General features: G+C 45.7%; 10 protein-coding genes and 1 tRNA gene. All 11 read right to left on the bottom strand.

Annotated features, from left to right (window positions below):
* Positions 1-108: 108 nt before the first annotated feature.
* Positions 109-528, bottom strand: a complete 420-nt coding sequence (locus E2R66_RS00475; protein ID WP_133230303.1) for a DUF5675 family protein — start codon at positions 526-528, stop codon at positions 109-111.
* A 40-nt stretch (positions 529-568) separates the two neighbouring features.
* Positions 569-1351 carry a hypothetical protein gene (locus E2R66_RS00470; RefSeq protein ID WP_133230301.1) on the bottom strand — a complete coding sequence of 261 codons (783 nt, stop codon included), beginning with the start codon at positions 1349-1351 and terminating at the stop codon, positions 569-571.
* A 236-nt stretch (positions 1352-1587) separates the two neighbouring features.
* A complete protein-coding gene (gene ku, locus E2R66_RS00465) occupies positions 1588-2352 on the bottom strand; it encodes a non-homologous end joining protein Ku (protein ID WP_133230299.1) in 765 nt (254 codons plus the stop codon).
* A gap of 50 nt (positions 2353-2402) precedes the next feature.
* Positions 2403-5129 carry a DNA ligase D gene (gene ligD, locus E2R66_RS00460; protein ID WP_133230297.1) on the bottom strand — a complete coding sequence of 909 codons (2727 nt, stop codon included), beginning with the start codon at positions 5127-5129 and terminating at the stop codon, positions 2403-2405.
* A gap of 113 nt (positions 5130-5242) precedes the next feature.
* A tRNA-Ala gene (locus tag E2R66_RS00455) sits at positions 5243-5319 on the bottom strand.
* Positions 5320-5672: 353 nt separating this feature from the next.
* The gene (locus E2R66_RS00450; RefSeq protein ID WP_133230295.1) at positions 5673-6806 is read right to left on the bottom strand and encodes an efflux RND transporter periplasmic adaptor subunit; all 1134 of its coding nucleotides are present in this window, start codon (positions 6804-6806) and stop codon (positions 5673-5675) included.
* A gap of 10 nt (positions 6807-6816) precedes the next feature.
* Positions 6817-11169, bottom strand: coding sequence for a CusA/CzcA family heavy metal efflux RND transporter (locus tag E2R66_RS00445; RefSeq protein WP_133230293.1), 4353 nt, complete (start codon positions 11167-11169; stop codon positions 6817-6819).
* Positions 11170-11263: 94 nt separating this feature from the next.
* Positions 11264-11650, bottom strand: a complete 387-nt coding sequence (locus E2R66_RS00440) for a hypothetical protein (protein ID WP_133230291.1) — start codon at positions 11648-11650, stop codon at positions 11264-11266.
* 149 nt (positions 11651-11799) lie between these two features.
* Positions 11800-12561 (bottom strand): phosphate ABC transporter ATP-binding protein PstB, encoded by a 762-nt coding sequence (gene pstB / locus E2R66_RS00435; protein ID WP_133230289.1) that lies wholly within the window; start codon positions 12559-12561, stop codon positions 11800-11802.
* Positions 12554-13399 carry a phosphate ABC transporter permease PstA gene (pstA, locus tag E2R66_RS00430; RefSeq protein ID WP_133230287.1) on the bottom strand — a complete coding sequence of 282 codons (846 nt, stop codon included), beginning with the start codon at positions 13397-13399 and terminating at the stop codon, positions 12554-12556. Before pstA ends, pstB begins: the two co-directional genes overlap by 8 nt.
* The gene (pstC, locus tag E2R66_RS00425; protein WP_133230285.1) at positions 13396-14286 is read right to left on the bottom strand and encodes a phosphate ABC transporter permease subunit PstC; all 891 of its coding nucleotides are present in this window, start codon (positions 14284-14286) and stop codon (positions 13396-13398) included. Before pstC ends, pstA begins: the two co-directional genes overlap by 4 nt.
* Position 14287: the final 1 nt, after the last annotated feature.

Genomic DNA, 14287 nt, shown 5'->3' with positions numbered 1-14287 from the left:
CTAAAAAGGCCGGCCCTCAGGTAAAACTGAAGGCCGGCCTTTTTTTAAGCTAAACAGCCATAAGATGAAGATGTAAAACCAAAGTTGATTGCCTAACTGGCTTTGCTATCAGTCCTTCACTATTTCTATAAATATCTTTTCCTTCTTTTCTATAGATTTTAGCAAAGCTACCAGGTTAGCCACTTTGCTGGCGCAGTTCCATATTTTGGATTTCATATCGCTTTCGGCACCTACTAAAATACAGCCTTCCGAATCTGCAGCGGTGTTACCGCCATGGATGCGTATGCCTTCAAAGCATTTTACGTTGAGTAGCAAGGGCAGATATTTTTGAAAATGGTTACTAAAAGTTAAAGCCACTTCATATTTGCCAAAATCAATAGCCGTTTCATTTTTTATTTTGTTGCCGCAGCCACCGCTCAGGTCGCGCACCTTATCCTCGCAGGTGTAAGCGTAAAAGGCGCCGTTGATGTAAAGTTTACCAAAAGTGCTGTCGGCGTTAAATACCGAGCGGATAAGTTTTAGTTCCATAAGATTTATGTTTTAAGGGTACTATATAATGATCTGTGAATTATAACCTTGGGTCGCCGTTTAAAAAGCTGCCGGTAATGGCCTTGTAGGCATCGCTGGTGTTTTTGCCGGCCTTGCCATCTATTTTGATAATAGCACCGTTGTGTACCAGCAATTTTTGCAGTTCTTCTGCCTTTACGGCGTAGTTAGCCGAATAAGTAACCAGGGCACCCAATTGCTTTATTAATGTTAAAATACTGGAGGTGTTCACCACTATTTGCTGTTCATAAAAGCGGCGTAGTAATACCGCTGCCCCGCATTGCAGCGAAATGGCTTCCGGGTCGTAATGCCCGTCGGCCACATACTTGCCTTTGGTGTACTGGTTAGAAAAACTCCAGAGGTAGGGGCTGTTGATAGGTACAGCAAGCCTGCGGTAGCCATAACCATTATACCCCTCCAGTTTGTACAATATGCCGGGGATATCCCAATCTGGCCAGGTAGTAAGGCCCTGGTAAGTAAGCGCATCAACGGCACTGTCGCGCCAGGTAAAGGGCGGCGAGCCCTTAACGGGCCTTCCCTTGGGCACTTGTACGGTACGCGCGGTAAGCGGGTCGCCGTTGTGCAAGTGGGTGGTAAACTTACTGCTGCCCTCCATATAATGCACTATGGCAATAAAATACCAGGGGATATTTAGCTGTTTGCCCACGTCTTCATATTGTGGCCGGCCGGGTAGTATCTTTTTTATAATCGCGTCAACGGTAGCATATTTATCCGGTTTAATTATACAGGTATCAAAAACGCGTTGATACTCCGAGCGAAGTTTAGCATCATAAATTAAAGCCATAATGATATTATTTAGGGTTATAGGTGCATTGGTTAAGCAGCACAATTTAACCAATCTATCATTACGCAAACACCGTTAAAACACTGTATTGCAGGGGTATAAAAACGCAAAAAAAAATCGCAGTACAATCATTAAAAAGAAAGCATCTGAAACAAAAAAGCCCTCAGAAAATTGATCTGAAGGCTTTTGGTGGAGAATAGCGGATTGCTATGAAGTAAAAACGGCAGCTCGTAATTTTACGATACCTTTTTCAAACTGCGCTGCAACTGTTCGAATAAATCGTCGCTGCTGGCTTTTTGGGGTTTAAGTTTTTTCACTGTAGGCCGTTTGCCTTTTGCCTTCAGTTTGATAATTTTCAGTAATTCGTCGGAATACTGGTTCTTGAATTCTGATACGTCGAACTTACCTGCGTACTGGTTGATAAGCGTTATGCCCATATCCAGTTCTTTTTTGGCTACGGTGGCGTTATCGGGCACGGTAACTTCATCAGCCGGCCGTATCTCCTGCGCAAAGCGGATGCGCGTTACCACCAAAACATCGCCCACCGGGTGAACAATGCAAAGGCTTTCGCTGCTGCGCAGCACAAACCTGGCCAGGCCCGCTTTCTTGGTTTCCTGCAATGCTTTTACCAATAGCGCATAGGCCTTGCTGTTTTTACCCTCGGGTTCTACGTAGTACGATGTTTCGTAAAACATGGGGTTCACTTCGGCTATATCCACAAAGTTTTCTATGGCTATCTCCCGGCTTTTTTCGGGGGCGGCATCGGCGAAGTCTTGCTCATCCAATATCACGTAATCATCGTCGAGTTTGTAGCCCTTTACTATTTTATCGTAAGGCACTTCTTTCTTGGTGCGCTCGTTTATGCGTTGGAAACGGATGCGTTCATGGTCGCGCGAATCAAGCATATCAAAATCCAGGCTACTGGTTTGCGTTGCCGAATATAATTTTATGGGGATGTTCACCAACCCAAACCCTATCGAACCTGTCCATATTGCTCTCATGTTCCTTATATTTAATTGTTTAACAACAACCCTACGCGGCCCAAACGGTTTTATCCAAAAATACTTTTCGCTTTTTTAAGCACTTTGTCCAGCTCGATGCCTTTGCCCAATACACCTTTGAAAAGGTCGCCGGTTTCTTTAAGCCTGTCGACTGCGTTGTTTATGGTAAAGTGCTTCATGGTTAAGCCGGGCTTTACCTCGTCCCACAACACTGGCATGGATACCGTTGCGCCGGGTTTGGGCCGCAAAGAATACGGACCAGCGATAGTTGCTCCCGGCCGGTTCTGTAAAAAATCGAGGTACATTTTGCCGTTTCGCGCAGCTATTTTGCGCTCCAGGCTGGTATAATCTGGTATTTGTTTGTGTACGATGTTGACGATGATGCGGGCAAACATCTGCGATTGCTCATACGTGTATTTAGCAGATAACGGAATATAGATATGCATGCCTGTAGAGCCCGAGGTTTTGCAGTACGAGGGCACATCGATAGCGTCGAGCACCTTCTTCACTTCTAAAGCAGCTTCGATTACCTGGTCGAAGGTGTTTTTATCGGGATCGAGGTCTATAACGCAATAGTCGGGGTTATCGGGTGATTGCACCCGGCTGAACCAGGGGTTCATTTCTATACATCCCAGCGAGGCCATCCACAGCAGGTAAGCTTCATCCGAGCCCACCAGGTATTCCTTGTGTTCGCCCTCGCCATTGGTGTAGGGGAAGGTTTTGGTTATCCAATCGGGCGCCTTTCCTTTGATATCCTTCTGATAAAAACTGGGGCCGTGTATGCCATTTGGGAAACGGTTTAGCGACATTGGCCTATCCTTCAGATAAGGCAAAATATATTCGGCTACCTGGTAGTAGTAGTTGAACATATCGCGCTTGGTGATACCGTCTTCGGGCCAGTACACTTTGCTCAGGTGGGTAAACTTCAGGTCGTGCCCGCAAATTTTGCGCACCTGTGTTTCGTCTTTTGGGTTCAGCAGCGTTTTACGGGTTTTATCGCCGGGTGGCGTAATCGCTTTAGCATGGCTGCTTTCAGATTTTTTTTCATCCTCATGGTCAACTATCGCTTCGGTATCTGCGGGCGTTTCTAAAATAACATCTTTGGCGGGCTTATCGGTACGCATACCTTTAAAGGAAGCTTGCCTAAACACCCCGTCGCTGGTAACTTCTGCAAAGGCAACCTCGCAAACCAGCTCAGGTTTTAGCCAGGTGGGTTTGGCACCCATACGCTGCGGGCGGAAACGCGATGGCTTGTCTACATCAGGCTCCTGCTCAAAAGCACTTGTTTTGGTAATGAGCGGCTTAAACTGCTCCATCATCTCCTTTTGCAGCTTATCAGAAAAGCCGGTACCCACTTTACCCACATATTGCAATTTGCCTTTACTGTACACGCCCAGTACCAGTGCACTGAAAGATTTTGCCGTACCTTCATTTTTAGTAAACCCGGCAATTACGGCTTCCTGCCGCCTGCTTACTTTTATCTTCAGCCATTCTTTAGAGCGCAGGTCGGAGGTGTAGATGCTATCTGCCTTCTTTGCGATGATGCCCTCCAGCCCCATCCGCCCGGCAGCGTCGAAGAACGCAATACCGCCGGTATCAAACACCTGGCTTTGGCGTATGCTATCATTATCCTTTGGCAACACCTCCTTTAATATTGCCTGTCGTTGGGTAAGCGGTAAATCCATCAGGTTTTTACCATTGTACCATAATATATCAAAAACGTAGTAAACCAGGCTGCCATCAGCCTCGCTGCGCCAGTTCTGCAGCGCGCCGAAATCGGATATACCTTTATCGTTTAGCACCACAAGTTCGCCGTCTATTACCGCATCTGCTTTCCAGGTTTGGAGTTGTTTGTTGATTGGGTAATATTTATCGAACGGCAGGTTATTGCGCGAGAGGAGTTCCGCTTCGCCTTTTTGGATGGTGGCCAGCGCACGGTAGCCGTCCCATTTCACCTCGTACAACCAGCCGGGTTCGTCAAATGGCTCATCAACCAACGTGGCTTTCATTGGTTTGATATTTTGAGGGATGCTGCCCTTTGGCACTTTTTTCAGTAGCGCGGCAACGTCCACTTTCGCTGCATCGGGTGTTTCCACCGCATCGGCCAGTCCCTCTTCAACATCGGGCGTAGCCTTTTTCTTTGCGCCCTTCTTCGGTTTTTCTAATGCTTCTTCATGGCCGTGCTGCCATACGGCATCACTGGTTTTCTCCATCTTTTCGATGGTTTTGCCCGATATCACCGATTTATCCTTTTTGGTGATATCCGTTGCCGACGCGAATTCGTCCTTATGTTTAATCAGCAGCCAGCCATTCTCGCCCATGCCGTGGGTCTTCACCAGGGCATACTCACCCTGCAACTTTTCGCCATGAAGCTTTATCTTCAACGAACCTTCGGCAAGCTGTTTCAACAAGTGTTTTTCCTGGGCTTTTTTGCCTTTGATCGCTTCTATCGGCTCATAAGTACCCTCGTCCCATACGATAACCGTGCCGCCGCCATATTCGCCTTTGGGGATGAGGCCCTCGAAACTGCGGTAATCGAAGGGATGGTCTTCTACCATCATGGCCAGGCGTTTGTTCTTTGGGTCGGTCGACGGCCCCTTGGGTACGGCCCAGCTCTTGAGTACGCCATCCATTTCCAGCCTGAAATCGTAATGCAGCCGCGTGGCATCGTGTTTTTGTATCACGAAGACCAGTTGCTCTTTATTCTTACTGGTGCCCGCCTTAGGTTCGCGGGTTTTGCTGAAATCGCGTTTTTTTACATATTTCTCCAGTGCCATAGCCATCGGGTTTGATATGGAGCAACAAGCGGTGTGGGTAAATGGTTTGGGCTGCGGATGCAGCGGTTCGATATGAAACAGGCCTCACGGTATTCCGTAAGGCCTGTTTGTTTTGGTGGAGAATATCGGAGTCGAACCGATGACCTCTTGCATGCCATGCAAGCGCTCTAGCCAGCTGAGCTAATCCCCCATAGTTTCCCATTGGGGCTGCAAATATATTATATTGTGCAGGATTTTAAAATTATAAAAAATATTTCTCACGAGCGGCAGTGGCCCGCCAATAACTTCGAGCGTCCCGGCCTCGTCGGGAAGGGTATCGGTTTTTCTCCGATATTCTCCACATCGACAAACAGGGCTTTACAAAATATCCTAGGAACAGGCTGAAAATCAAGCATGGGCAGAGTCGCTGAATCCAACTTCTCCGCCCCGCTCATTGATTTTTAATTTAGATAGCATATAACGGGCATCTTTGCACCAGTAGTAAAGTACAGAAAACAGCGAGCCCTCGCTTTACGCCTGTTGCAAAAAATGGCACAACGCAAACTATTCAGCTTTATTCTTCATCATCATTAACAGCGAATAAGCGCCCTTAGTAACAAAAACCGCATTGGACGTCATATCCTTTGTTGGGGAAAGGATTTCTGTAAAGCCATTTTCACTTTCGCCCGTGTTTACCGGCGTCATCTCAAATTGCCGGGGCCCTGTAACTTTGTAGATATACTGTTTGCCTTCAAACTGAACGATCGCTTCGTTGGGAATGGCAAAAGCCCTGGAGTTTTTTACCTGTATTTCGGCATTCATGTAAGTGCCCGGAACGAGCGTTTTATCGTAGATCTCGAAATGGCAATGCACATCTGCGTTCCTGTCGGCCGAGAGGTCCCTGGCTATGAGCAATATCTCGGCCTCGTGTTTTTTTGCAGGCTCATTGTTGGTATAGGCCACCAGCTTTTGACCGATATATAATTTTTCCAGATCCTTCTCATATACTTTTAGTGCCAGGTGGATATCTGTTGGGTTAACCAACTCAAACAACACCTCCGTTGGTGACACGTATTTGCCGATATTGACATTTACTTTTGATACAAAACCACTGATGGGCGAGTAGATATTTACGCTCCGGGATATTTTTGACACGCTGATATTTCGCACGTTAATACCAATAAGCTGCAATTTCTCTGCTAATGAACTGATCAGCACTTGTTGGCTTCGAAACTCTGCTTCGGCCTGCTGATAAACCTTATCGCTGCTGGCTTTGCTTTGGTTAAGGTCTTTTTGACGGTTGTATTCATTCTCCAGGTAGCCGATGCGGGCCTTCGCTGTAAGGTAATCTTGTTGTAGCTGAATGTATTGCTGGTCTTCTATCACGGCAATAGCCTCACCTTTATTAACATGCATGCCGGGGAGCAACTTTGTCGACTTCAAATACCCTCCAAGCGGTACACTAATAGAAACCATGTTTTGCGGCGGAACATCAATTTTACCGTTGAGTTTTAAAATGGAAGATATTTCCTGTTGCGCGATTTTACCAGTGGTTATGGCTGCATTTTTTAGCTGTGCATCTGTTAAGATAACGATATTGGGGTTGACGGCTTCGTCTTTAGTTTCTACTGCCGTTTTTTTACCGCCGCAAGCGGATAACGTTAATATAATTGCTGATAAATATATGATGGATTTCATGATCTGAATTTTAGTTGTTTGAAAGATAGTTAAGTTGGATGATGGCCTCATTGAGGTTACGTACTGCTTCCAGATAATCATTTTTAATGGTTGTAGCCTGGTTTACCAACTGCGTCCATTCCAGATAGTTGATGTTTCCGGCGGCAATTTGTTGGTTGGCGGTATTGGCAATCAACACGGCATTTTTTAAGGGTTTACTTTCAAAGTACCGAACCGTTTGCAGGTATTTGCGGTATTGGAAAAGGGCAGCCTGATAATTGGCGGTCATACTTTGTACCTCTGCCGCAAGGTTACTATCCGCTACCTGCTTGTTCACACGGGCACTATTGATGCGGGCTTTTTGCGCGCCGGCAAAAATGGGGATACCTATGCCCACCTGTACGGAATTAAACCGTTTTGAACCATTGTAAAGCTTATTATCTGCACCGATACCTTTAATACTGGTGTTGTTATACCCGATGGAAAGATCGGGCAAAAGCTTGCTTTTTTCTAAACGGATTGCGGCATCTGCAACCTGTTGTTGCTGCGCAATCAACTTTATCGCCGGGTGTTCGGTTAAATTAAGCGTGTCTACGGCGGTTGCAAGGGCCAATTGATGATCGGAATTATCGAGCGTGAACTGCGCTGTGGTGTTGAGCAGCAGCTGGAATTGTAACCGCACGATGCTTACATCTTCTTTTAGTTGATTGAGCTGCATTTGCACCTGGCCGAGTAAGGTTTCGGCACTGGTTTTCTCCAATATATTGGTCTCTCCTTTCGCGAGGCGTAGCTCGGCTTTTCTATAGAAGCCGAGGTATAAACTATCGGTATGTTGCAGTAATAACCTCTTCTCTTTTAAATATACTAGTGTGTAAAATGCTTGCGTAACCTGTTTTTTTAACATGGCCTGGTTTACCGAAACATTTAAAACACTGCTGCTCCATTCCGCTTTAAGCAATTCCTTTTGCCTGCTATAAACCGTGGGGAAGTTGAAGGATTGCGAGATACCGAATTTAGTATCGCTATAACTGCTGTTTATCTGCCCAACTTCGCCAAAAAGCGTTGCCTGGGAGATGTTTGCCGAAGTACCGATCAGCATTTGCTGATATTTTGCCTTTAACTGTTCGTGTTTTACCTGCAAATTATTTTTTAAAGCAGTATCAATTGCGGCTTTAAGCGTAATGGGTGTTTGAGCATTTGAAGCCTGGCTAAGTACGGTCAATAAGACGATGGAAACTAAAGTTGTTGTTGTTTTGCTAAGCCCGGTTTTGAAACCTTTTTCAAACATGATATACAAAACAGGCAATACAAACAACGTAAGAAAGGTTGCTATCAATAAGCCACCTATAACTACCGTGGCCAAAGGCCTTTGTACTTCGGCACCTGCACCATTACTGATAGCCATAGGGAAGAAACCCAGTGAAGCCACAAATGCGGTCATCAGAACGGGTCTTAACCTTACCTTGGTACCCATTAAAACAATTCTTTTCAGATCTGTCATACCTTCTTTTTTTAGTTGATTAAACTCCGAGATCAATACAATACCGTTGAGTACCGCCACCCCAAACAGTGCTATAAAACCCACACCAGCACTAATACTGAAGGGCATACCACGCAACGCCAGGAAAAGGATGCCCCCGATAGCGGATAAGGGAATTGCAGAGTAGATCAATAAGCCATGCTTAATAGAGTTAAATGCGAAATAAAGCAACAGAAAGATGAGCAGCAATGAAACAGGCACCGCTATCATCAGGCGTTGCTTTGCGGCATTCAGGTTTTCAAATGCGCCGCCATAGGTAACATAATACCCGGTCGGGAATTTAAGCTGTTTATCTACCTTGGCTTGTAACTCGTTTACAATGGTTTGTACATCCCTGCCGCGTACGTTAAAGCCCACTACAATGCGCCGTTTGGCATCCTCCCGCTGTATCTGGTTAGGGCCGTTTTTTATCTGCACATCTGCAAGCTGGTACAATGGAATTTGCGTACCCTGCGGGGTCGGGATCAGTAAGTTTTGAATATCCTTCAGATCTCTCTTCTGCTCTCCGCTTATTCTCACCACTACCTCAAAGCGTTTTTCGCCTTCAAACAGCGTACCTGTGCTTTGCCCGGCAAGAGCGGTATTCACCACTTTATTAATGTCGGTTATGTTGAGGTTGTACTGTGCAATGGCACTGCGGTTATAATTGATGATGATCTGCGGCATGCCTGCAACTGCTTCTACATACAGGTTTTTTGCACCATCTACAGTATTAATGATCTTGCCCAGCTTATTCGCGTAAGCTGCAAGGGTATCCAGATCTTCACCAAATATTTTACAAACCACATCCTGGCGTGCGCCGGTCATCAGTTCGTTAAAACGCATTTGCACCGGAAACTGGAAACCCGCGGTAACACCGGGCACGGCCTGTAAGGCATTCCCCATTTTTTCAGACAGTTCATTAAAGGTTTTGGCTGATGTCCATTCGTTTTTAGGCTTTAAAATTACCATCATATCGCTGGCATCCATGGGCATGGGGTCTGTCGGTACTTCGCCGCTGCCTATTTTGGTTACCACCTTTTCTACTTCAGGAAACTGTGTTTTTAAAATATGCGCGGCTTTTTGCGTATTGGCAATGGTTGTATTCAGGCTGCTGCCCGTTAACACCCGGGTGTCCACCGCAAAATCCCCTTCTTCCAGCGCGGGAATGAACTCACCGCCCAACGTAGTTAATATAAAAGCCGAAAATATAAACAGCCCCACAACCGCCAGCAATACCACTTTCGGGAAAGCAATTACCCGGTTAAGCGCCGACTGATACGCTCTTTCAACCCTGGCCATCAACCGGTCCGAAAAGTTAGGCTGGTGCTTGATCTTCTTGCTCAGAAACACTGCGCTCATCATAGGGATATACGTGAGTGATAATATAAAAGCTCCTAATAAAGCAAAAGCTACGGTTTGCGCCATAGGCTTAAACATTTTACCCTCAATGCCTTGCAAAGTGAAGATGGGCAGATACACCACTAGTATAATAATCTGCCCAAAAACGGCACTATTCATCATTTTGCTGGCAGAACTGTTCACCTCCCTATCCATATCTTCCTGACCCAATACACCAACCTTGGTAAAATGCTTACTATGGCTAAGCGTGTGCATGACGGCTTCTACAATAATTACTGCCCCATCTACTATCAAACCAAAGTCGAGCGCGCCAAGGCTCATGAGGTTACCGCTTACGCCGAAAAGGTTCATCATAATTATGGCGAACAACATAGCCAGCGGAATTACGGATGCTACCAATAATCCCGCCCTGAAATTGCCGAGGAATAACACCAGCACGAAAACCACGATGAGCGCACCTTCCAGTAAATTATGTTCTACGGTACCAATAGCATTATTCACCATCTTGGTGCGGTCCAGAAACGGTTCTATCACCACCCCTTCGGGCAGGGTTTTCTGTATCTGTACAATACGCTCCTTTACATTTTTAATTACCTCGCTGCTGTTAGCACCCTTAAGCATCATTACCACCGCACCCGCAACCTCGCCTTCATCGTTATAGCACATCGCTCCATAGCGGGTAGCGTATCCTATTTTTACATCGGCTACATCTTTTATAAAAAGCGGCGAACCGTCAGCAGTATTTTTAATGACCGTGTTATTGATATCGTCAATACTACCAATCAATCCTTCGCTTCTTATATACAAAACGGTAGGCCCCTTTTCAATGTAAGCACCACCGGTATTCTGGTTGTTATTTTCCAGTGCCTTGAAAACATCAGTTATATTAATATTATGCGAAAGCAGTTTATTAGGATCAACTTCTATGGAGTACTGCTTCAGCTTTCCACCGAAGCTGCTCACTTCGGCAACGCCTTTAACACCAAGCAACTGGCGGCGAACGATCCAATCCTGCATGGTACGCAGGTCGGTTTCGTTGTATTTACCGGCGTAGCCTTTTTTAGGGCGCACTACGTACTGGTAAATTTCGCCCAGGCCGGTACTTACCGGTCCCAGCTCTGGGGTTCCGATACCGGCGGGTATCTGCGTTTGCACTTTTTGCAAACGTTCGGCAACCTGTTGCCTTGCCCAGTAAACATCCGTGGCGTCGTCAAAAACAATGGTCACGAGTGAAAGACCAAAACGGGAAAAACTTCGGATCTCTTTTAAGCCCGAAATATTGCTATTGGCCTGTTCTATAGGATAAGTAACTAAACGTTCAATGTCTGTGGCCCCAAACGATGGAGCGATGGTAATGACCTGTACCTGGTTGTTGGTAATATCGGGTACGGCATCAATAGGCAGTTTGGTGAATTGGAAGCTGCCATAGCCGATCAGGGCGATCATAAAAAGCCCGATGATCAGCTTATTCCGCACGGAAAAAGCGATAATATGATTTAACATAAAATTAGATTTCGAGAAATTAGTAATTCAAAAAGTACCGTATAGCAAAAATAGCCATGCTAAGCACGGTCAGTAAAATTAGATGCAAGACTAATTAACAAGATTTTGGCGGCTGCCACACGCGGGATAAGTAAGAAGATGGGATCAACTCATCCTTTGGTATGTACAATTCCTTTTCAGGGATATGTACAATATGATTCTCTAATAGATGTGCCACAGGCGGGATAACTACCGGCGATACCATGGACGCACAATTGTCTGCTGTTTTAAAAGGCAGTTTCATGTCTTCACTGTAATCTTTGTCTTTCGGGCTGCCATGCATATAATGAATGTCCAGGAACTGAAGAAAAGAGATGTTTTTATTTTTTTGCTGATGTGCTGCAAAGTGTTCAAAAACCACAGGCAGCCTCAGCAACTGGTGGAGTTCAGTTGTTGAAAACAGGTAAGCTGTTAATAAAAATATGGCTGCGAACTTTTTCAATACTGACAAAAATAGGAATAATTATGATTCACTTTTCGTTTTAATAACAGCTGATTGTCAATCGATAATCATTTCATTCTGTTTTAAATCTGAATATTTTAAGCATTAAAATCAGATAGTTTTCGATGCGTTAACTAATACGTATAATGCTACCCGAAATGACCCTGCACATAATTTTTTGTTAATTCCATACCAGGTTCATCAAATATCTGGCTCGTATCGCCCGCTTCAATAATTTCTCCGAGGTACATAAAAACCGTCTGATCCGCCACACGTTGCGCCTGCTGCATATTATGCGTTACGATTACGATGGTATAGTCTTTTTTCAATTTCAATATCAGCTCCTCTATCTTCGAGGTGCTTATAGGGTCTAATGCCGAACAGGGTTCGTCCATCAGGATCACTTCGGGGCGCAGCGCTACCGCCCGTGCAATGCATAGCCGCTGTTGCTGCCCTCCGGATAACCTGGTGGCGGGTTTCTGCAGGTCATCTTTTACTTCATCCCATATATAGCTTTCTTTCAAGGCGTGCTCTATAATTTCCTGGCGCTCTTCTTTCGGGATATCATTGATCTTTAAGCCATAATTGATATTTTCATAAATACTTTTAGGGAAAGGGTTAGCTTGTTGGAATACCATACCAATGCGCCTGCGGACTTCCGTTGCCGAAAGAGATCCTTTGTATAGATCCTCACCTTCCAGCAAAAACTTGCCCTCAATTGTTACATCGTTTGAAAGGTCATGCATCCGGTTAAAACACCTGAGCAGGGTGCTTTTACCACAACCCGAAGGGCCAATGAGCGCGGTTATTTTATTTTTCGGGAAAGCAACGCTAACGTTTTTCAATACCTGCTTACGGCCAAACCATAAGTTTGCAGCTGTCGCCGCCAGTTTAATTTGTTCTTCATTCATGCTTACTATGTTGATATCGGATATAAAAAGCGGAAAGATTTAAAAGGAATACCACAATGATCAATACCAAAGCCGTACCGTAAGCTAATGGCCTTACCTGTTCTATAGCCTGATGTTGGGTGGATAACATGTATAGATGATATGGCAGCGCCATAAACTCCTGGTTTAAATAGCCAGCCGGTTTATTGATATAAAAAGCTACGCCGGTAAACAAAATAGGCGCCGTTTCACCGGCAGCTCTGGACAGTGTTAGCACCAGGCCGGTGAGCATGCCCGGAATGGCAGACGGTAGCACCACATCGCGGATAGATTCAAATTTGGTAGCCCCAACGGCCAATGCGGCCTCGCGCATCCGGTTGGGAATACGGCGTAATGCTTCTTCTGTTGTGATGATAATGTAGGGCAACGACAAAAGGCCCAGCGTTAATCCCGCAGCCAAAAGCGAAGTACCCATTTGCAGGCCCTGAACAAACAGTGCCAGCCCGAATAAGCCATAAATTATGGAAGGCACACCTGCCAAATTCCGGATAGAAGCTCTGATGATTCGGGTTAACCAGTTATCAACTGCGTATTCATTCAAATAAATAGCACAGCAAATGCCAAAGGGCGCCGCCACCAGGGCGGTTATCAGCGTGAGTAATATGGTGCCTATAATTGCAGGCAGGATACCGCCTTTGGTCATGCCATTTGTAGGTGAGGTACTGATGAATTGCCAGGATAAGGACGGCGCTCCTTTACTGATTAAATCCCAAAGGATGGCAATCAGGAAGAAACAGACCAAGCCGGTGCTGACCAGCAAGGTGCCCCATTCAATAATGGCTGTGATTTTTTTGTTCATGAAGCCTGGTATTTGCGGTATTTGTTTACAAAATGTTCACCTACGATATTAACCAGCAACGTCATCAAAAACAGCACCGCCGCCACGGCGAATAGCGCATAGTAATGGGTGGTTTGATAAGGCACTTCGCCCATTTCTATGGCGATGGTGGCCGTCATGGTCCGCACAGAATGAAAAAAACCCTTTGGAAAAGCAGATGTATTACCGGTAGCCATCAGCACGGTCATGGTTTCTCCGATGGCGCGGCCCACACCCAGCATAACAGCGGCCAGTATGCCGGGAGCTGCGGCCGGTATAGTTACCTGGATTAACGTTTGCCACCGGTTGGCGCCTACACTGTAACTGGCCTCTTTGTATGTGTTCGGCACTCCTTCCAGTGCATCCTGGGTAACGGTAATGATGGTAGGCAAAGACATAATGGCGAGTAACACCGCCCCGTTTAACGCGTTTAATCCGTTTGATTGACCGGTAATCCCAGCGATGCCTGGGCCTAATACCACAATGCCTAAGAAGCCAATAGCCACGGAAGGAACAGATGCCAGCATCTCAATAGCTGGTTTTAAAACACTTTTAAGCTTTTTACCAGCATAGTCAGACAGGAAAGAAGCGGTTCCGATGCCTAAGGGGATGGCTATACCCATTGCCCCGAAAGTGACCAGCGTGGTGCTCATCAAAAGCGGCAGCATACCGTAGTTGGCCGGGTTACCCGATGGATCCCATTGGGAGCCGGTAATAAAATCAAAAGCCCTCACTTTCAAAAAGAAAGCAACCGTATTCCAAAGCAGCATTAAAAATATCCCTGCCAAAATTGCAATAACCATGAGGCCGGTCATCCTGAATATTAACCTGGCAGCTTTATCCGTTTTTTCTCTGATCGCTAATTTCATG

It is taken from the genome of Mucilaginibacter psychrotolerans (genome assembly GCF_004519315.1).
GTDB lineage: Bacteria > Bacteroidota > Bacteroidia > Sphingobacteriales > Sphingobacteriaceae > Mucilaginibacter > Mucilaginibacter psychrotolerans.
This window is presented reverse-complemented; position numbering and strand designations above follow the sequence as displayed.